Source organism: Streptomyces tendae, from assembly GCF_008632955.1.
GTDB lineage: Bacteria > Actinomycetota > Actinomycetes > Streptomycetales > Streptomycetaceae > Streptomyces.
Window position 1 is genome coordinate 4,729,644 of record NZ_CP043959.1, and the last position, 17,807, is coordinate 4,747,450.

Here is a 17,807-nt window from a genome sequence, read left to right on the forward strand (position 1 = left end):
GGCGGGCGGCGTGGGCGGGCCCTGCTTAGCGTGCACACGTGAGCGCACACTCCCCTTCTCCCCCGCGGTCCCCTCTGCACGGCTGGGTTCCGGCCCTGGCCACGGTGGTCGGCTCACTGGCCGCGATGGGCGCGGTGGCGGCGCTGGGGCTCTGGGCGGCCGGCGCCGCCGACCTCCCGGAGGGTTCCTTCGCGCCGGTGCTCGCGGCCGTCCTGGTGCTGGCCGTCGGGGGCACGGTACGGCTGTCCGGGGACGCCGGCGGTCTGGCCGGCACGGAGGGCGGGCTGACGGTGATCCCGCTGTCCGTCACCCTCGTCGGGGCGCTGCTGACCGGCTGGTGCTTCCTGCGACCGCTGCGCCGCCGGACGGTCGTGGGCGCGCCCGGCCTCGCGGGGTGGGCCGCGCGGGTCGCGGTGCTGTGGCTGCTCGCCGTCCTCGGACTGGCCCTGGGCGCGCGGCACACCTTCGAGATCTCCCTCGGGGACGACCTGCTCGGCGACCTGGGCGAGCTGTTCGGGATCACCCCGGTGGTCGGCTTCGCCGCGGACGTGCTGCCGACCGTCCTGATCGGTCTGGTGTGGCTGGCGGGTGTGCTGGTGGTGGCGCTACTGGTGTCCCGTGGCGCGCCGCTGCCGGCCGGGTTGATGCGGTTCCAGGCCTCGGCGCGCCCCGCGGCCCGGGCGGCGGTGCTGCTGCTGCTCGCCTCCGTGGGCGTCGCGCTCGTCGTGGCGCTGGTCGTGGCGGGCACCCGGGGGCATCCGGCCGAGACGTTCGCCGTCGTGCTGCTGGGGCTGCCCAACGTGGCCTGGCCGGCGCTGACCGTCGGGCTGGGTGCGACCTGGGAGGGCAGGGTGGAGGGGCCGTTCGGGCTGCCCATGCCACGGGTGCTGGACGAGGTGCTGCGCACCCCGGACATCTCCGAGCTGAACCTGGGCACGCTCGTCGAGCACGACGGGGGACGGTGGTGGTGGCTGCTGGTGGCCGCGGCGGTCCTGGTGGTCGCCGCGGCCTGCGTGATGGTCACCGACTCACCGCCCGGGGTCCCGGCCTGGCAGCACGCCGTGCGGCTGGCGGTGGCGCTGGCACTGGCGGTGCTGGCGATCGGCCCGACGGCGCGGATCTCGGCGCGGATCGGCCTGTCGGTGCTCGGCATCGGTGACCTGGGCGAGGGACTGTCCGGGCAGGTGCTGCTGGAGCCTCATCTGTGGGGTGCGCTGGGCCTGGCGCTGCTGTGGGGTCTGACGGCCGGATGCGCGGCGGCCTGGGCGGTACGGGGGCTGCGGCGGCGGAGGCGTTGAGGGGCGGTGCGGTGTCAGGCGACCGGGACGCCGAGGACGCGGGCGGCGCGCTGCATACGCAGGGCGTCCACGGACTCGGCCAGCAGTTCGTACTCGGTGGTGTCGTCGCCGGTGGCGATCCGCACCATCCGGCCGGCGGCGAGCGCCTCGGCCGCCTCCTCCTGCCGGGTGACGTCACCGCACCAGGTGCGCAGCACGGTGGGCACGTCGGGCACGCTGTCGGGGACGGGGACGAGCGCGCCCTGGGGTAAGTGCTCGGCGTCGGGCTGCGGGTCGAGGCGCTCGGCGATCCACAGGGCGCGGTCGCGCAGCCACCAGGTGGCGAGGGCGAGCGTCGGCGCCCGGTAGGTGCCCAGGGGCACGCCGATACGCCGTCCGTCACAGACTCCGTACGCCGTGACGTGGCACAGGAATTCGTCGTGCACGTTCCCTCCCCCGCTGCGTGCTCGCCTGCCGGTTCCGGGCCGGCTGCCCGCTCCGTGGCTCGCGTGCTGTGCGTGAGGGCGCCGTCGCGCGGTGTGAAGCGCTCTCGCTGTCGAGTATGTTCACCACTGAAACACTGTCACCACATGTTTCCGGCCAGTCTCCTGGCATATGCACGGCCGTTCGTGGCCGAAATGACGCGGTGTGCGCGACCCGCGGCATGACCTGCCAGGTAATCGACGTGCCGACGGCCGCGCGGGCAAGGTGTGCGTACCGGGCCGGCAGGACCGTGACCCGGTGTCCGGCCGACAGTCACGCCACCTCTGGGGGATTCCGCCATGACCGCAGCCCACCGCCACGACGCCGCCGTCGCCCGCTACTTCGAGGCGTGGAACGCCGACGACGCGCAGGCGCGCGCCAAGGCGGTCGCCGACGTCTGGACGGCGGACGGCCGCTACACCGACCCGCTGTGCGACGCGGCCGGCCACGAAGCGATCACCGCCGTGATCGCGGCGGCCCGCGAGCAGTTCCCGGGCTTCTCGTTCCGGCCGGCGGGGCCGGTCGACGGGCACCACGACACGGCCCGCTTCTCCTGGGAGCTGGTGAACGACGTGGACGGGTCGGCCCCGGTCGCGGGGTCGGACGTGATCACCCTCGACGCCGAGGGCCGGATCCGGGCCGTGTACGGCTTCCTGGACCGGCTGCCCGGGACCGGCGCGTGACGCCTTCGCACACCGGCCGCCGCCCGCTCGCGGGACGGCGGCCGGTCCACGCCTACTGCTTGACGATCGCGTCGATGCGGGACAGCTCCTCGTCGGAGAAGTCGAGGTTGCGCGTGGCGGCGACGCTGTCCTCCAGCTGCCGCGGGCTGCTCGCGCCGACCAGCGCGGAGGTGAGACGGCCGCCGCGCAGCACCCAGGACAGGGCCATCTGCGCCAGGCTCTGGCCGCGGGCGGAGGCGATGTCGGCGAGCGCGCGCAGCCGGCCCACCAGCTCCTCGGTGAGGGCGTCGGTGTTCAGGAAGGGGCTGTCGCTCGCGGCCCGGGAGTCCTCGGGGATGCCGTCCAGGTAGCGGGAGGTCAGCACTCCCTGCTCCAGCGGGGAGTAGGCGATCGACCCGACCTGGAGCTCGTCCAGGGCGTCCATCAGGCCCTCGTCCTCCGGGCGGCGGTCGAGCATCGAGTAGCGCGGCTGGTTGATCAGCAGCGGGGTGCCCAGCTCGCCGAGGATGCGGGCGGCCTCGCGGGTCTGCTCGGCGTTGTAGTTCGACACGCCGACGTACAGCGCCTTGCCCTGCTGGACCGCCGAGTGCAGGGCACCCATCGTCTCCTCGAGCGGGGTGTCCGGGTCGAAGCGGTGCGAGTAGAAGATGTCGACGTGGTCCAGGCCCATCCGGCTGAGGCTCTGGTCCAGCGAGGACAGCAGGGACTTGCGCGAACCCCACTCGCCGTACGGTCCCGGCCACATCAGGTAGCCGGCCTTGGTGGAGATCACCAGCTCGTCCCGGTACGGCGCGAAGTCGGCCTTGAGCGCCTCGCCGAGGGCGGACTCGGCGGCACCGGGCGGCGGGCCGTAATTGTTGGCGAGGTCGAAGTGGGTGATGCCGAGGTCGAACGCGCGGCGCAGGATGGCCCGCTGGGTCTCGGCCGGGCGGTCGGGACCGAAGTTGTGCCACAGTCCGAGCGAGAGCGCGGGGAGCTGCAGGCCGCTGCGTCCGGTGCGCCGGTAGGGCATGTCCGCGTAACGGTCGGGGTGTGCGGTGTACAACGCGACTCCAGAGGGGTTGGCACACGTCTCGGCGGTTCGTCGAACCGCCCGTCCACTCTGTCGTGACCTGCGGGCAGTGGTCCAACAGAAGAATCCGATGGAATTCAGCGGTTACGCTTCTCAATCATGGAACTGCGCCATCTCCAGCACTTCGTGGCCGTCGCCGAGGACCAGCACTTCACCCGGGCGGCGGAACGGCTCCTGGTCTCCCAGTCGGGCCTGTCGGCGTCCATCCGGGCGCTGGAGCGTGAGCTGCAGACGCCCCTGTTCGTACGGACCACCCGCAGGGTGACGCTCACCGAGGCCGGGCGGGCGCTGCTCGCGGAGGCCGAACGCATCCTGGCACAGGTGCGGGCCGCGCACGAGGCGGTGGCCGCCGTGCAGGGCGTGCTGCGCGGAACCCTCGCGGTGGGGACGGAGCAGTGCATCGCCGGGGTGAACGTGGCGGAGCTGCTCGCCGCGTTCCGCCGGCGTCATCCGGACGTGGAGATACGGCTGCGGCAGTGGGGCTCGGCGGCGCTGGCCGAGGAGGTCGCGGCCGGACGGCTGGACCTCGCCTTCGCCTACCGCACCGACACGGACCCCGACCAGCTGCGCGCGGTACCGCTGACCGGGGAACCGATGACGGTGCTGTGCCATCCCGACCACCGGCTCGCCCGGGCCGGGACGCCCGTCACCCCGCAGGAGCTGGCCGACGAGGTGTTCGTCGACTTCCACCCCGACTGGGGGCCGCGCCGCGCCACCGACGCCGCCTTCGCCGCCGCGGGCGTGCGTCGCACGGTGGCGCTGGAGGTGAACGACGTGCACAGCCTGCTCGACCTGGTCGACGAGAACCTGGGTGTGGCGGTCGTGCCGCGGCACTTCCGGCACAAGCGGCCCTCGCTCACCGCGCTGCCCCTCAAGGACACCGGCGAGGCGGCGTACGAGACGGTGGCGCTGGTCCCCGCGCCGCGTGCCACCAGTCCGGCGGCGCGGGCGCTGATGACACTGCTGGACACCGGGGGCGCGTGACGCGGGAAGGTGCGCGACGCTGGACCCATGCATGCCAAGGACATCCTCATCGACGGCTTCGGCCGCATCCGGGAAGAGGTCCACGCCGCCGTGGAGGGCCTGGCCCCCGACGACCTCGCCGCCCGGCCCGGCCCCGGCGCCAACACCATCGCCTGGCTGGTGTGGCACCTCACCCGGATCCAGGACGACCACGTGGCGGACGCCTTCGGCCTGGACCAGGTGTGGCTCTCCGGCGGCTGGGAGAAGCGGTTCGGACTCGGCCTGCCGCGCGGCACGACCGGCTTCGGCCACTCCCCGGCGCAGGTCGCCAAGGTCCGGGTCGACTCCGGCGACCTGCTGACCGGCTATCACGACGCCGTCCACGAGCAGACCCTGGGCGCCCTGCGGACGCTCACCGCGAAGGACCTGGAGCGGGTCGTCGACGAGAACTGGGACCCGCCCGTGACCCTGGGCGTGCGCCTGGTCAGCGTCCTGTCCGACGACCTCCAGCACGTCGGACAGGCCGCCTACGTCCGGGGGCTGCTTCAGGACGCGGCGTCGTAACCCGGCAGGACCACGTCCCGGATCAGCGCGGCGCGCTCGTCGAACGGCAGGAACGCGCTCTTCACAGCGTTCACCGTGACCATGCGCAGGTCCTCGGCGGTCCAGCCGGCCTGCTCGACCAGCAGGGACATCTCTCGGGTCATGGTGGTGCCGGAGACGAGCCGGTTGTCGGTGTTGACGGTGACCCGGAAGCCGAGGTCCTTCAGCGGGGTGATCGGGTGCTCGGCGATCGAGGTCGCGGCGCCGGTCTGGAGGTTGGACGTGGGGCACATCTCCAGGGCGATCCGGCGGTCGCGGATCCAGGCGGCGAGCCGTCCGAGCTTGCCGCCCGCGAGGTCGGGGATGTCCTCGGTGATGCGTACGCCGTGCCCGATGCGCTGGGCGCCGCACACCTGGACGGCCTGGTGGATGCTGGGCAGCCCGTGGGCCTCGCCGGCGTGGATGGTGAACGGCACGCTCTCGCGGCGCAGGTGCTCGAAGGCGGCGAGGTGGTCGGCGGCCGGGAAGCCGTCCTCGGCGCCGGCGATGTCGAAGCCCACGACCCCGGCGTCACGGAAGGCGACGGCCAGGTCGGCGGCCTCGCGGACGCGGTCGAACATCCGCATGCCGCACAGCAGGGTGCCGACGCGGACGGGCGTCCCGGCGGCGGCGGCCTTGGCCATGCCGGCTGCCAGGCCCTCCTGGACGGTCTCCACGACCTCGGCCATGGTCAGCCCGCCGCGGGTGTTCAGCTCGGGGGCGTAGCGGACCTCGCCGTAGACGACACCGTCGGCGGCGAGGTCGAGGACGTACTCCTCGGCGGTGCGCAGCAGGCCCTCGCGGGTCTGCATCACGGCGAGGGTGTGCTCGAAGGTGGCGATGTAACGGACCAGGTCGCCGGAGTTGGCGGCCTCCACGTACCAGGCGGCGAGCTCGCCCGGGTCGGTGGTGGGCAGTGTGTGGCCGACGGCCTCGGCCAGCTCCACGACGGTGGCCGGGCGCAGGCCGCCGTCGAGGTGGTCGTGCAGGACCGCCTTGGGGAGGCGGCGGATCACGTCGGAGTCTATGCGCGTAGATGACATGGCTGGAGGTTCCTCGGCAGGTCGTTCGGCGATGGTGCGGCTGGATCAGGAATCGGCGGGCTGGAGCAGGTCCCAGCGGTTGCCGTAGAGGTCCTGGAAGACGGCGACCGAGCCGTAGGGCTCGTGGCGGGGCTCCTCCAGGAAGGTCACCCCGGCGGCGGTCATCCGGGCGTGGTCGCGGGCGAAGTCGTCGGTGTGCAGGAAGAAGCCCACGCGCCCGCCGGTCTGGTCGCCCACCCGGGCCCGTTGCTCCTCCCCCGCGGCGCGGGCCAGCAGCAGCGCGGCGCCGGCGTGTCCGGCTCCGGGCTCGACGACGACCCAGCGGCCGCCGTCGGGCCGGGGCGCGTCCTCGGCGAGCCGGAAACCGAGGGCCTCGATGTAGAAGCGGATCGCCTCGTCGTAGTCGCGGACGACGAGGGTGACCAGGGCGATACGTCTCATCGTCACCTCTCACAGGGGTTGACCGGAGAGGTTATACGTAAAACTACGGGAAACGCCAGTCCCGGCCCGGTGGCCCGGCCCAGGGCGGGACGGCGCGGTCCCTACGGGTAGGTGTAGGTGTTCAGCGCGGCGACGGCGGACGCGGAATCGCCCAGGTCGTAGCGGTCGACGGCGAGGTAGGTGGGCTTCTTGCGTGCGGCCGGCTGGCAGAACCGGCGGGCCCGGTCGGCGAGCTTGGCGTTGTCGGTGGCGGCCGTGGAGGCGAGGGCGGCGTCCCGGAAGTGGTTCATCACGAACAGGGGGCGGAAGCCGGGCTCGGTGCGGGTCAGCGGGATGACGGTGTTCGCGTCGTACCAGCGGCTGTAGCAGGACCAGTCGGAGGTGCCGACGCCCGGCCCCATCGACCAGTGGTTCTCGACCGTCCAGTCCCGCTGGTACATCACGCCGAAGCTGTCACGGGTCAGCCCCGCCGACCGGTCGGCGTCCTTGCTGTGATCGGTGAAGATGAGCAACCGGTGTCCGGCGGCGGCCAGTTCGCCCATCGTGGGCCAGCCGTTCTCCCGCACCCCGGTGCGGTCGGGGCGGTAGAGGACGTCCGACAGCCCCTGAACGCGGTTGAGTTCGGCGCGCAGGACGCCCGGGTCGACGTAGTCCTCCAGGAAGACGGTGACGAACTCCTCAGGGTGGGCGCGCAGGAAGTCGACCATCCGCTGGAGGTCGACCCACAGGGCGACGGGTCTGCGCACCAGGGTGCAGCTGTTGTGGCAGAGGATGGCGCCGTCCGGGGTCTGGTGGATGTCCAGCATGAATCCCCGTACACCCTCGGCGAGTTGCTGCTGGATGCCCCGGGTCTGGTTGGGGAAGAGGTCGACGAACGGCGGGGCGAAACCGCCGTCGACGCCGTTGGCGTAGGCGTTGTGGGCGGTGAGGAACGTGACCTGGTCCAGGGTGCGCCGCTCCCGTGGCGGCATGTCGCCGCCGCGTGCGTCGACGGGGGTGAGGTACCAGGCGGCGAGGTCGCCCGTGCCGGTGGTCACGGACAGCGGGGCGGAGTGGGTGGCGCCGGCGGGCTTCGGGACGACGGTGAGGTGTCTGTCGGTGCCGGGTTCGGCGAGTGTGTACCGGTCGGCGCCGAGCGGGGTGATCCGCCAGCGTGCCTCCGGGGTCGCGCAGGCCACGGTCCTGGCCCGGTCGCCTGCCCGGCCGAGGCAGATGCCGGGACTGTCGGTGTTCTCCAGAAGGTGTTCGGCGCCGTCGGGGCGCAGGCTCCACTGCTGGTGGTCCTCGTTGCCGCGCGGCCGGTGCTGCTCGACCGTGCCGGAGGTGTCGGCGGCGTTGAGTCCGGTGACGGTGCTCTGCACGTAGTACGCGCCGGGCGGCGGCACCGCGTCGGCGCCCTCGGCGGGCACGGGTGCCACGACGACCGCCGCGGCGAGCGCGGCGGCCGTGACGGCGATGGCGAGCAGGGCGTGGGGGGTGCGCATGCGGGTTCCCTTCGTCCGGAGGGGCGGGCCGACCCAGGGTGCGGCCCGCCCCGGAGTTAGGTCAGGTGCATGACATCACGCCGAGCGGCCGGCGTCAGCAGTACAGATTCCCGCCGGGCGTCGTCCCGAGGATCTGGGCGAACCGCTGGTAGGTCGTCACCCTGCTCTGCACCTGCGCCGGGTTCCTGCCGTCGCACTCCAGGGAGCCGTTGATGCTGCGGATCGTCTGGCCGAACCCTGCCCCGTTCACCATGGCGTTGTGCGGGGTCATCGAGCCGGGGCCGCTCTGGGTGTTCCAGTACCACAGGGCGGTCTTCCAGGCGACGGCCGCGTCGTTCTGCACCAGCCAGGGGTTGCCCAGCAGGTCGATGTTCAACGCGTCGCCCGCCGCCTTGTAGTTGAAGTTCCAGCTCAGCTGGATCGGGCCGCGCCCGTAGTAGGCGGCCTGGCCGGCCGGGCAGCCGTAGGGCTGGCTCCAGTCGCAGTAGTGCGGGTAGTTGGCCTGGTTCTGCTCCACGACGTGCACCAGACCGCCGGTCTCGTGGCTGACGTTGGCGAGGAAGGCGGCGGCCTCCTGCTTCTTCACCGTGTCACTGCCGGTGTTGGCGAAGCCGGGGTAGGCGCTCAGGGCGGCGGTGAGCCCGCTGTACGTGTAGAAGCCGTTCCGGTTCGGGAACATCTGGTTGAACTGCGCCTCGGTCACGACGAAGTTCCCGACCGGCGTGCCGGGGCCGTTGTCACAGGCGTACGGCTCCCAGTACCAGGTGCTGATGACCGGGTCGTAGCCCGGGTTGGCGTGCTCGGCGACGTACGCCTTGCCGTCGGTGTAGCGGACGATCGCGCCGGCCTCGTACCACTGTCCGGCGACCCAGGCGGGGTAGCTGGAACACGCGGCCGTGGCGGCGGCCGAGGCGGTGGTGGCCGCGGCGGGGACCAGCAGCGGCGCGCTTCCGGCGAGGACGAGGGCGGCGGTCACGGCGGCGATGCGGCGTCTCGACACGGGATCAACTCCTTCGCGGAACACGGCCGCTCCCGGGGCGAGGACATGCCGGGGCGAGGCCTCGCCCGCACGCGCCGGCGGGGCCGGTCACGGCGTGGGGGCGGCCGTGGTGGGGGGTGTGGAGCACACTCAAGCGCTTTGGTCTGTACCAGTCAAGGGTTTAGACCAGTCATCGTGGCGCGTACATGCCCATGACCGAAAATTCCTGTGGAGGCTTCGCCCGAACTCGCATAAAGGGGAAATAAGCGCACAATGGAACGTATGCGGTGAGTACCGCATATCGCACCCAGACGCAACCAGGCCTGCCAGTCGAAGGAGACGAGTCATGGCCAACGTCTCTCACCAGCGCGGTGATCTCTCCAGCCATCCGGACGCACCGGAAATGCGGGCACGGTACGAACGTGTCCTCGGTGGTCGCGACGTGGCCTTCGTGGACGGCCCGGTGTTCCTGCTCGGCCTGTACTGCGCGGTGTCACCGTGGATCCTCCACTACACGACGAGCCAGCCCCCGCTCGTGACGCACAACCTGATCGTGGGTATCGCGATCGGTCTGCTCGCCCTGGGGTTCACGGCGGCCCCCTCGCGTATGTACGGCCTCAGCGGTGCCATGTGCGCACTGGGCATCTGGATGATCGTCTCTCCATGGGTCGTGGGCACGAACCCCGACGCGGGGGTGATCTGGAACAACGTCGTCATCGGCGCCCTCACCGTGATCCTGGGCACCGCCTGCGCCGCAACGGCGCTCAGGGCGTCCCGCAAGTCCAGGTCGTAGGGCCCGCGCAGAACTCCCCCTCGGCCGGTCCGCGCACCTCGCGGGCCGGCCCTTCGGCGTCCGGACGACTGGCGCCCCGGGCCGTGGGCAGACGCTTGTCAGCGGAGGACTCGGAAAGGGGAGGGCTGGAGATCGACGGCATCATCAGTGCCCTGATCATCGGCGTCGTGATCGGCATCCTGGGCCGGCTGGTGGTCCCGGGCCGCCAGCGCATCGGGGTGCTGTGGACGATCCTGGTCGGCATCGTCGCCGCCCTCATCGGCTCGGCGCTCGCCTCGGCGTTCGGGGTCGCCGACACCAAGGGTGTGGATTGGGTGGAGTGGCTGATCCAGATCGGCCTCGCCGCGGTGGGCGTCGCGGCGCTCGACCGCGCGAAGTCCGGCCGCTGACCCGCTCCGGCCGGGGCCGGCCGGATCCGCGGGCTTCACTCGCGACGCCGGTCGCCGGTGGTCAGCCCTCTCATCCACCAGTCGCTCCGGATGCGGAGAGACCCCCGAAGTCCCCGGTCGCGCCCGGCCCGTCCGCCGCCGGCACATCGCCGGTGGCCACGGGATCACGCGCGCCCGGGGCCCCGGACGCCGCCGCGAGCAGCCGCTTCCTCCTCCTGACGCGACACGGAGGTCCTGCCCGAGGCCTCGTACAGGTAGGGCGTGGTGGTCGTCAGTGGGCTGAAGCCGAGGCGTTCCAGGATGGGGCGGCTCTGGGCGGAGGCGTCGACCTGGAGGTACCGGTAGCCGCGGTCCGCGGCGATGCGGGCGCGGTGGGCGACCAGGGCGCGGTAGATGCCGCGGCCCCGCCAGTCCGGTACCGTGCCGCCGCCCCACAGACCCGCGAAGCCGGTGCCCGGTACCAGTTCCATGCGCGCCGCGCTGACGGGTACGTCCCCGGCCAGGGCCAGGACGGCGACGACGTCGTCCGGGGCGGCGGCCAGCCGGTCGAGCAACTGCCGGCGCAGCCAGGAGGCGTCGTCGCCGAACGCCCGCTCGTGGACCGCGGCGACCTGGTCCGCTCCGGCCTCGTCGGTGACCGGCACGGCCCGTACGCCGTCGGGCAGTTCGGCGTCCAGGGTGAGCCGGCCGATCTCCCCGGCCATCAGCGTCTCGTCCGGCTCGGGGGTGAACCCGGCCGCGACGAGCCGCTGTCCGAGGTCGGCCGGGAGGTCGTGGCCGTACAGCTTCCACTCGAAGGGGAGGCCGAGCGCGGTGTAGTGCGCGACCTGCTCGGCGATCGCGGCGTCCGCGTCGTCCGCGCCCAGGTCGGACCAGACCACGCCGTTCCAGCCGTGTGCGGGGGCGGTCCGGCGCACCACCCGGCCGACGCGTTCGACCGTGTCGTCGGGGCCGTCGGGGCGGGCTCTCCCTCCCGCATCTCACGGTCGTGGAGGGCGAGCAGGGCGGGGGCGGGGGCGCGGTTCATGGCGGGAGTGCACCATCCACCGGTGGCGGGAGCAACAGGATTAAGGTTGCTGCCGATCAAGCCGGCGAGGAGACGGGACGGGACCATGGGTGTGCGGGACGACGAACTGCCGTACCTGCGGCGGTGTGTGGAGCTCGCGGCCGAGGCGCTGGAGTCGGGCGACGAGCCGTTCGGTTCGGTGCTGGTGGCCGGCGACGGCACGGTGCTCGCCGAGGACCACAACCGGGTGGCGTCCGGTGACCGCACCCGGCATCCCGAGTTCGAGCTGGCGCGCTGGTCGGCGGCGCACATGACGCCCGAGGAGCGGGCCGCGGCCACGGTCTACACGTCCGGCGAGCACTGCCCGATGTGCGCCGCCGCCCATGCCTGGGTGGGCCTCGGACGCATCGTGTACGTCGCGTCGTCCGAGCAGCTGGTGTCCTGGCTGACGGACTGGGGTGTGCCCGCGTCACCCGTACGGCCGCTTCCCGTCCCCGCGGTCGCCCCGGACGTGACCGTGGCCGGGCCGGTACCCGAACTGACCGAAGACATCAAGGAGTTGCATCGACGCTTCCACGGCGGGCGCGACTGACCTCGACGGGTCCGGCCGCGGTCCGCCGCCCCGCCCGCCGATGAGCGGGACCGGGGCGGCGGACCGTTTCCGCGGACGGTCAGACGCCCGGGCGCAGCCGGGCGCGGCGGTACAGGGCGACTCCGCCCAGGAAGAGCGCAGCACCGGTCGCGAGGACCGGGACCGTCCGGTCGGCGCCGGTCTCGGCGAGCGCGACATGCTCCGCGGGGGCGGCGTGCTGCGGCACCGGGGCGGGAAGGGTACGGGCCGGCACGGTCCGCTCGGGCGCGGGCTCCTCGCCGGGGGCGTTGACGGAACTGTTGTCCGTGGACGGGTTGCCGATGCCGACCACGTTCACGCTGTTGCCGCTCACGTTGACCGGGACGTGCACCGGCAGCTGCACGCCGTTGCCCGACAGCAGACCCGGCGAGCCGTACGTCCCGCTCTCGGCGGAGGCGCCCGACCCGTGGGACCCGCCGGACGCGCCGGGCCGGGCGGACCCTCCGGTCGCGGAGCCGTGGGACGCGTCCTCGTGCCGTGCGTCCTCGTTGACGCAGGTGTTGCCCGCGGCGGGGTTGAGGAGGCCCACCACGTTCACCGTGTTCCCGCACACGTTCACCGGGACGTCCACCGGGAGCTGAACGGTGTTGCCGGACACCGCTCCGGGCGATCCGGCCGCGACGCCCTCCGCCCCGGAATCGGCGTACGCCGGCATCGCCACGGCCATCGCGCCCGACGCGGCGGCGACGGCGATCACACCGTTTCGGGTAACCCTTCGCATGAGGTTCCCTGCCTTCCAGACTTGGTCACGAGCGTTCGCCCGCCACCGGGTAGAACGCGGACGTGGCATCCGGGTTATGGGTCCTCCGTATGCCGCAGCCGGTTCACCCCATCGGGGGTCCCCCGGCTCGAACCTCCGGCAAAGACCGTCGAACTCGCGGTGCCCGAACGTCTGCTCACGGGGCCCTCACCGGCGCCGCACGGCCGACGGGCGGGGGCCGCGGGGCCCGCTTATGGTGGGCGAGGGCGCCGGTCGGAGCGCCCTGGGAGGCATCGATGCTGGCCGAGCTGACCGAGCGACTCCGGGGCGGACACCGCGCCCTGTCGCCCTCCGTGCGGCGCTGCGCGGCGGCCGGAGCGGTCGGGCTGGTCCTGCTGGCCACGGGCCTGACGGCGACCGGCCGCGCGGAGCCGGACCTCGGCCGGTTCTACGACCAGAAGGTCCGCTGGGCGGCGTGCGAGGGCACGGAGCTGCCGAAGGACCTGCAGTGCGGCACGGTCACCGTGCCGCTCGACTACGCGAAGCCGGAAAAGGGGACCCTCGAGCTGGCCCTCGCCCGCTACCGCGCCTCCGGCGACCGGCGCGGCTCGGTGCTGCTGAACTTCGGCGGCCCGGGCGGCTCCGGGGTGATGGGCCTCGCGCAGGGCCGCAAGGACTTCCTGGGGCTGACCGAGGGTTACGACGTGGTGTCGTTCGATCCCCGGGGCGTGGGCCGTTCGGCGCCGGTGAGCTGTGGGACCGACGCCACCAGCCGCGCGCTGGAGGCGACCGACGGCGAGGAGATGTCCGATCCACGCGACGCGCTGCGGCAGTTGCGCGAGGTGGCGGCCGAGTGCGCCGAGCACTCCGGTCCGGTCCTCGCCCACATGGGCACCGTGGACGTGGCCCGCGACCTGGACGTGATGCGTCAGGCGCTCGGCGACAAGAAGCTCAACTACCTGGGGTTCTCCTACGGAACCCGGCTGGGCGCGGTGTACGCGGCGCGGTTCCCCGACAAGGTGGGGCGGATGGCGCTGGACGGCGTGGACACGCTGACCGAGCCGCTGGCCGAGCAGGGACTGGCCAGCGCCCGGGGACAGCAGACGGCCCTGGACAACTTCCTCACCTGGTGCACCGAGGAGCTCGCCTGTCCGTTCGGGCAGGACGCGCGCGCCGCCCGCGAGCACGTCGTGGACCTGGTCGCCTCGCTCGACGACACCCCCGTACCGACCGACTTCGGCTACGAGTTCACCGGCCAGGACCTGGCCGGCGCCATCGCGCAGGGGCTGTACACCAAGGAGATGTGGCCCGTGCTCCAGCGGGCGCTCGCCCAGCTGGTGGAGGACGGGGACACGCACGGCGTGGAGGCTCTGGCGAGCGGCGGGATGGCACCGGCGCCGTCGGACGAGCCGCTCGCCGACGCGGAGGACGTACCGCTGGACAACCTCCCGGCGGCACTGATGGCGGTGAACTGCGCGGACGACCCCGACCGTCCCGGCGTCGAGCAGCTGGCCCGGGACCTGACGCGGCTGCGCAGGTCCTACGAGGAGGCGTCGCCGGTGTTCGGCCCGTACCGGCTCGCCCAGGTGGTGCTGTGCCATGGCCGCCCGAAGGGGACCGACTACATCCGCGAGGAGGTCAAGGACCTCGACACCCCGAAGATGCTGCTGGTCGGCACCCGGGGCGACCCGGCGACCCCGTACTACTGGACCGAGCAGACGGCGAAGCGGCTGGGACCGTCGGCCGTGGTGCTGGACAACCGGAACGAGGGCCACACCGGGTACGGCTCGTCGGAGTGCGTCCACCGCAAGGTCGACGACTTCCTGCTCTACGGCTCCCTGCCGCGGTCCGGCAGTTCCTGCGGCGCGGAGGACGAGGACCGGATCTGAGGCCGGGCGCCGGGCGCGGTCGTCCCGGACGCCACCCACCGCGGTCCGGGCTCCTCCCCGTCCTCCCCGCCGAGGTGGCGTCGCAGTGTCGTCGCCGCCTGCCCCGCGTCGGGCACGGACACCGCCAGCCGTACGAACGGCGCCGGAGCCCGCAGGTCCACGAGGACCGCCGGGACACCCGCCCGTACGGCGACGAAGTCGCGGCCGAGGACGTGCTCCCGCTCCCCCACGCAGAACCTGCCGGGCCGGCAGCGGCCGACGACCGGGGTGCCGCGCATCGCGCGCCACCAGTCGGGCTCCACCCCCGTCGCCGTCACCCGGGACAGCGGCACCCGGACCTCGCGTCGGCGCGCCAGCAGCGCCTCCCACCACGCCAGCCGGACGACGACGCCCCACTCGTCCGCGTCCCGCTCCACGACCAGTTGCGCCATCGCGGTCACCTCCCCCACCAGGGTGCACCCGGGACCGCCCCGGCCCGCACGGGCACGGCGGGCGCTTTGCCCCGAATGCCCTACCGCGGATTCCGCCCTATGGTGCTGTCATGGAGCACGATCTGAGTCCCTCCGCCCTCGCCGAGCTTCGCCGCCCGCGACCCTATCCGGCGGTGTCGGTCCTGACCCCGACCAACCGGCGCAACCCGCTGAGCACCGAGGACGCCGTGCGGCTGCGCACCATGGTGGCCGAGGCGAAGAAGAGGCTGGAGTCCGATCCGTCGGTGTCCCGCGACCGGCGCGCCGACGTGGCGGACCAGCTCGACCGGGCCCTGGCCGAGGTCGACCTGGCACACGCCGAGGACGGGCTGGCCATCTTCGCCGCACCGGGTGAGCACCAGGTGTGGTCCCTGGCGCGCAGCGTTCCCGAGCGCGTGGTCCTCTCGGACACCTTCCTGACCCGCAACCTGGTCTCCGCGCAGACGGCGGAGCGCCCGTTCTGGGTGCTGTCCGTCGCCGCCGACCGGGCCACCCTGTGGAGCGGCGGCACGGACCGGGTGGTGGAGGAGCGTGTCGGTGGCTTCCCGCTGGTCCGTGAGGAGCCGAACTTCGACCCCGAGCGGGTGGAGCGGGCCGGTGACCAGCCCAGCAACTACCGGGACGAGGACACCCGCCGGTTCCTGCGCGACGCGGCCACGGCGGCGGCCTCCCTGCTGCGGGCCCACCCGCGGCCGTTGTTCGTCACCGGCGAGCCGGCGGCGCTGTCGCTGCTGTGCGAGTTCGGCGGTGTCTGCAAGGACGCCGTGCAGGTGCCGCACGGCGGGCTGGCGCGCGGCTCGCACGAGGCGGTGTGGCAGGCGGTGCGGCCGGCGCTCGAGGAGGAGGCGCGCCGGCGTACCGAGGACGTGCGGCGCTCCCTGGAGTCCGCACGCGGCCGCAAGGAGTTCGCGGCCGGCGTCGACGAGCTGTGGCAGAGCGCCCGCGAGGGGCGGATCAGGCTGCTGGCCGTCGAGGAGAACTACCGGATCACGGTGCGTGACGACGGGGAGCATCTGATCATCGCCGAGGACGGCGATCTGGACGCCCGCGAGGACATCGTGGACGAGATCGTCGAGCAGTGCCTGGAAACCGGCGCCGAGGTGCGGTTCGTGCCGGACGGCAGCCTCGGGGACGCGGACCGGATGGCCGCCGTCCTGCGCTTCTGAGGGTCGGGGGCGGTTCCGCGGGCGACCCCGGGACCGCCCCGAACACGTGCGCGCATGTCGAACATGCGAGTGGACCCGTCCCGGCTTCTGACGGTCCGTCAGATCACTTGCGTACCATGGGAGTTGTGGCGCCGATCGCGCATCACGGGACTACCCCACGGTAACTCCGGGAGACGCTGGCATATGCCACAGGCAGCACCTTATCGTGTGTTGCCAAATCCCTTACAGCGCGTCGCGGGCTGTGCAACAGTCGTAACGGTCCCTCCGTCAGCCCAAGGCCGTACCGTCCCGCATCGGAGTGCGTCATGCCGTCCCCTCTCTCCGCGGACCGCCCAGCCGCCCGGCCGCCGGGAGTCGGCCCGGTCGACGCGCTCATCTCGCAGACCCGCCGGCTCAAGGGCGAGGTGGACGCGGTGCGCCGCGACACCCCGGCCGACGCGGGGGACCCCCGGGAGCGCTGGCGACGCGCGCTCTACGACCTGGCGCTGCACCAGCTCGACGACCTGGACGAACACCTGGCGCAGCTGCGGGACGACCCGCTGCGGGCGTCCGGCGACCACGGCGCTCCCGGTGAATCGTTACCCGTGCCGCCGGCCCCGCCCCGCGCCTCGCTGCTCAGCCGGGTCGGCAGCGCCGAGTGGGACCTCCTCACCGACGAGGTGAGCTGGTCCGGCGAGCTGTACCGCATCCTGGGCCGCGACCCGGCCGCTCCCCCGCTCACCCTCGACGAACTCCCCTCCCTCGTGCTCGACGAGGACCGGCCGGGACTGACCGAGATGGTCACCGGCTGCCTGGTCGACGGCCGGCCCATCGACGGGGAGTTCCGGGTCCTGCGCCCGGACGACGGCGTACGGACCGTGCACATGATGGGTGAGCCGGTGCTCGGCGCCGACGGCAGCACCGTCTCGATGTGGGCGGTCCTGCGCGACGTCAGCGAACTGCGCCGCTGCCGCAGCGCGGTGAGCGAGACCCGTGACTCGCTGCACCGGCACCGGCACGCCGCCGCGCGGAGCGAACACCGGCTCGCGGTCGAGCTGCAGGAGGCCGTGCTGCCGGCCTGGCACGGCCCCCTGCGACTCCCGCGACACGGCCCCCGGGCTCTGGACCTCGCCGCCGCCCACCTGCCGCCCTCGACGCAGGCCCCGGTCGGCGGCGCCTGGTACGACGCCCTCGAACTTCCCGACGGCGCCACCCTGTTCGGCGTCGGCGAGCTCACCGGGCACGGCGTCGGTGCGGCGTCCTCCGTGGCCATGCTGCTCGGCGCCGTACGGGGCATGGCGATGACCGGCACCCCGCCCGGCCCCCTGCTGGACTGCCTCGACCGGCTGCTCGACGCCTCCGCCCAGCCCGCCCTCGCCAGTGCCGTCTGCCTGCGCTACCGGCCCGACACCCGCACCGTGGTGTGGGCGCAGGCCGGACACCCCGCCCCGCTGCTGTACCGCGACCGGGCGGGGCGGGCGCTGGACACGCCGCACGGCGTGCTGCTCGGCGCCGCCCCGGCCTCCGGGCACGGGCAGGCCGAGGAGACCCTGGAAGCCGGCGACCTGCTCCTGCTGCACACCGACGGTCTGGTGCCCGGGCACACCGGAGCGAGCGCCGTCCACCGGCTCCTCGCCCTGGCACCCCGGTTCGCCGGTGACCGCTCTCCCCAGGATTGCGTCCGTGAGGTCGTACGGGAGTTCGGTGAAGGAGAGCGGGCGGACCACGCCTGCGTCCTGGTGGCCCGGGTCGCCTCGTAGCGACCACCGCCCCGGCC

Annotated in this window: 18 protein-coding genes and 1 pseudogene; 10 read left to right on the forward strand and 9 right to left on the reverse strand. The window is 73.2% G+C overall.

Translation table 11 applies throughout. From position 1 onward, the window contains the following. Positions 1-38: 38 nt before the first annotated feature. A complete protein-coding gene (locus F3L20_RS21730) occupies positions 39-1,298 on the forward strand; it encodes a streptophobe family protein (protein ID WP_150155797.1) in 1,260 nt (419 codons plus the stop codon). A 14-nt stretch (positions 1,299-1,312) separates the two neighbouring features. Here the strand turns inward: F3L20_RS21730 and F3L20_RS21735 are convergent, their stop codons facing one another. Further along, positions 1,313-1,723: a hypothetical protein gene (locus tag F3L20_RS21735; RefSeq protein WP_145825793.1), complete on the reverse strand. Its 411-nt coding sequence runs from the start codon at positions 1,721-1,723 to the stop codon at positions 1,313-1,315. Between the two features lie 336 nt (positions 1,724-2,059). Between F3L20_RS21735 and F3L20_RS21740 the strand changes: the two genes are divergently transcribed. Continuing rightward, positions 2,060-2,443: a nuclear transport factor 2 family protein gene (locus F3L20_RS21740; protein WP_150155798.1), complete on the forward strand. Its 384-nt coding sequence runs from the start codon at positions 2,060-2,062 to the stop codon at positions 2,441-2,443. Between the two features lie 52 nt (positions 2,444-2,495). On the opposite strand, the gene mgrA is transcribed toward F3L20_RS21740, so the two are convergent. Continuing rightward, the gene (mgrA, locus tag F3L20_RS21745) at positions 2,496-3,488 is read right to left on the reverse strand and encodes an L-glyceraldehyde 3-phosphate reductase (protein ID WP_150155799.1); all 993 of its coding nucleotides are present in this window, start codon (positions 3,486-3,488) and stop codon (positions 2,496-2,498) included. A gap of 126 nt (positions 3,489-3,614) precedes the next feature. On the opposite strand from mgrA, the gene F3L20_RS21750 reads away from it, so the two are divergent. After that, entirely contained in the window at positions 3,615-4,499 is an 885-nt protein-coding gene (locus F3L20_RS21750) for a LysR family transcriptional regulator (protein ID WP_150155800.1), read from the forward strand. Between the two features lie 27 nt (positions 4,500-4,526). Beyond that, positions 4,527-5,042, forward strand: coding sequence for a mycothiol transferase (locus F3L20_RS21755; protein ID WP_150155801.1), 516 nt, complete (start codon positions 4,527-4,529; stop codon positions 5,040-5,042). Here the strand turns inward: F3L20_RS21755 and F3L20_RS21760 are convergent. The 4 genes from F3L20_RS21760 to F3L20_RS21775 all read right to left on the reverse strand — a co-directional run bounded on the left by F3L20_RS21760 (position 5,024) and on the right by F3L20_RS21775 (position 9,028). Next, positions 5,024-6,103, reverse strand: coding sequence for an adenosine deaminase (locus tag F3L20_RS21760; RefSeq protein WP_150155802.1), 1,080 nt, complete (start codon positions 6,101-6,103; stop codon positions 5,024-5,026). The two genes, F3L20_RS21755 and F3L20_RS21760, sit on opposite strands and share 19 nt — an antisense overlap. Positions 6,104-6,148: 45 nt before the next feature. Then, a complete protein-coding gene (locus tag F3L20_RS21765; RefSeq protein WP_150155803.1) occupies positions 6,149-6,544 on the reverse strand; it encodes a VOC family protein in 396 nt (131 codons plus the stop codon). A 101-nt stretch (positions 6,545-6,645) separates the two neighbouring features. Next, positions 6,646-8,028: a PI-PLC domain-containing protein gene (locus tag F3L20_RS21770; protein ID WP_150155804.1), complete on the reverse strand. Its 1,383-nt coding sequence runs from the start codon at positions 8,026-8,028 to the stop codon at positions 6,646-6,648. A gap of 94 nt (positions 8,029-8,122) precedes the next feature. After that, on the reverse strand, positions 8,123-9,028 hold the full coding sequence (locus F3L20_RS21775; protein ID WP_150155805.1) for a glycoside hydrolase family 19 protein: 906 nt from the start codon (positions 9,026-9,028) through the stop codon (positions 8,123-8,125). 325 nt (positions 9,029-9,353) lie between these two features. Here F3L20_RS21775 and F3L20_RS21780 point away from each other — a divergent pair, with 325 nt between their 5' ends. Next, positions 9,354-9,800 carry an SPW repeat protein gene (locus F3L20_RS21780; RefSeq protein ID WP_145825802.1) on the forward strand — a complete coding sequence of 149 codons (447 nt, stop codon included), beginning with the start codon at positions 9,354-9,356 and terminating at the stop codon, positions 9,798-9,800. 125 nt (positions 9,801-9,925) lie between these two features. Further along, positions 9,926-10,189: a GlsB/YeaQ/YmgE family stress response membrane protein gene (locus F3L20_RS21785; RefSeq protein WP_150157447.1), complete on the forward strand. Its 264-nt coding sequence runs from the start codon at positions 9,926-9,928 to the stop codon at positions 10,187-10,189. 164 nt (positions 10,190-10,353) lie between these two features. Here the strand turns inward: F3L20_RS21785 and F3L20_RS21790 are convergent. Then, a pseudogene (locus F3L20_RS21790) lies at positions 10,354-11,216 on the reverse strand (GNAT family N-acetyltransferase). An 85-nt stretch (positions 11,217-11,301) separates the two neighbouring features. On the opposite strand from F3L20_RS21790, the gene F3L20_RS21795 reads away from it, so the two are divergent. Further along, positions 11,302-11,787, forward strand: coding sequence for a nucleoside deaminase (locus F3L20_RS21795; RefSeq protein ID WP_150155806.1), 486 nt, complete (start codon positions 11,302-11,304; stop codon positions 11,785-11,787). Positions 11,788-11,866: 79 nt separating this feature from the next. Here the strand turns inward: F3L20_RS21795 and F3L20_RS21800 are convergent, their stop codons facing one another. Then, entirely contained in the window at positions 11,867-12,547 is a 681-nt protein-coding gene (locus F3L20_RS21800; RefSeq protein ID WP_150155807.1) for a chaplin, read from the reverse strand. Positions 12,548-12,822: 275 nt separating this feature from the next. Between F3L20_RS21800 and F3L20_RS21805 the strand changes: the two genes are divergently transcribed. After that, positions 12,823-14,415, forward strand: a complete 1,593-nt coding sequence (locus F3L20_RS21805; protein ID WP_150155808.1) for an alpha/beta hydrolase — start codon at positions 12,823-12,825, stop codon at positions 14,413-14,415. On the opposite strand, the gene F3L20_RS21810 is transcribed toward F3L20_RS21805, so the two are convergent. Continuing rightward, positions 14,355-14,846, reverse strand: a complete 492-nt coding sequence (locus F3L20_RS21810) for a hypothetical protein (RefSeq protein ID WP_240810734.1) — start codon at positions 14,844-14,846, stop codon at positions 14,355-14,357. The two genes, F3L20_RS21805 and F3L20_RS21810, sit on opposite strands and share 61 nt — an antisense overlap. A 110-nt stretch (positions 14,847-14,956) precedes the next feature. Between F3L20_RS21810 and F3L20_RS21815 the strand changes: the two genes are divergently transcribed. Both F3L20_RS21815 and F3L20_RS21820 read left to right on the forward strand, forming a co-directional pair. Then, entirely contained in the window at positions 14,957-16,051 is a 1,095-nt protein-coding gene (locus tag F3L20_RS21815) for a chemotaxis protein (RefSeq protein ID WP_150155809.1), read from the forward strand. A gap of 305 nt (positions 16,052-16,356) precedes the next feature. Beyond that, positions 16,357-17,790: a PP2C family protein-serine/threonine phosphatase gene (locus F3L20_RS21820; RefSeq protein WP_150155810.1), complete on the forward strand. Its 1,434-nt coding sequence runs from the start codon at positions 16,357-16,359 to the stop codon at positions 17,788-17,790. Positions 17,791-17,807: the final 17 nt, after the last annotated feature.

Coding starts and splice junctions, on each gene's coding strand:
- F3L20_RS21795 (WP_150155806.1), top strand. CDS start 11,302: ATGGGTGTGCGGGACGACGAACTGCCGTACCTGCGGCGGTGTGTGGAG.
- F3L20_RS21805 (WP_150155808.1), top strand. CDS start 12,823: ATGCTGGCCGAGCTGACCGAGCGACTCCGGGGCGGACACCGCGCCCTG.
- F3L20_RS21770 (WP_150155804.1), bottom strand. CDS start 8,028: ATGCGCACCCCCCACGCCCTGCTCGCCATCGCCGTCACGGCCGCCGCG.
- F3L20_RS21750 (WP_150155800.1), top strand. CDS start 3,615: ATGGAACTGCGCCATCTCCAGCACTTCGTGGCCGTCGCCGAGGACCAG.
- F3L20_RS21760 (WP_150155802.1), bottom strand. CDS start 6,103: ATGTCATCTACGCGCATAGACTCCGACGTGATCCGCCGCCTCCCCAAG.
- F3L20_RS21780 (WP_145825802.1), top strand. CDS start 9,354: ATGGCCAACGTCTCTCACCAGCGCGGTGATCTCTCCAGCCATCCGGAC.
- F3L20_RS21755 (WP_150155801.1), top strand. CDS start 4,527: ATGCATGCCAAGGACATCCTCATCGACGGCTTCGGCCGCATCCGGGAA.
- F3L20_RS21820 (WP_150155810.1), top strand. CDS start 16,357: ATGCCGTCCCCTCTCTCCGCGGACCGCCCAGCCGCCCGGCCGCCGGGA.
- F3L20_RS21810 (WP_240810734.1), bottom strand. CDS start 14,846: ATGGCGCAACTGGTCGTGGAGCGGGACGCGGACGAGTGGGGCGTCGTC.
- F3L20_RS21800 (WP_150155807.1), bottom strand. CDS start 12,547: ATGCGAAGGGTTACCCGAAACGGTGTGATCGCCGTCGCCGCCGCGTCG.
- F3L20_RS21765 (WP_150155803.1), bottom strand. CDS start 6,544: ATGAGACGTATCGCCCTGGTCACCCTCGTCGTCCGCGACTACGACGAG.
- F3L20_RS21815 (WP_150155809.1), top strand. CDS start 14,957: ATGGAGCACGATCTGAGTCCCTCCGCCCTCGCCGAGCTTCGCCGCCCG.
- F3L20_RS21740 (WP_150155798.1), top strand. CDS start 2,060: ATGACCGCAGCCCACCGCCACGACGCCGCCGTCGCCCGCTACTTCGAG.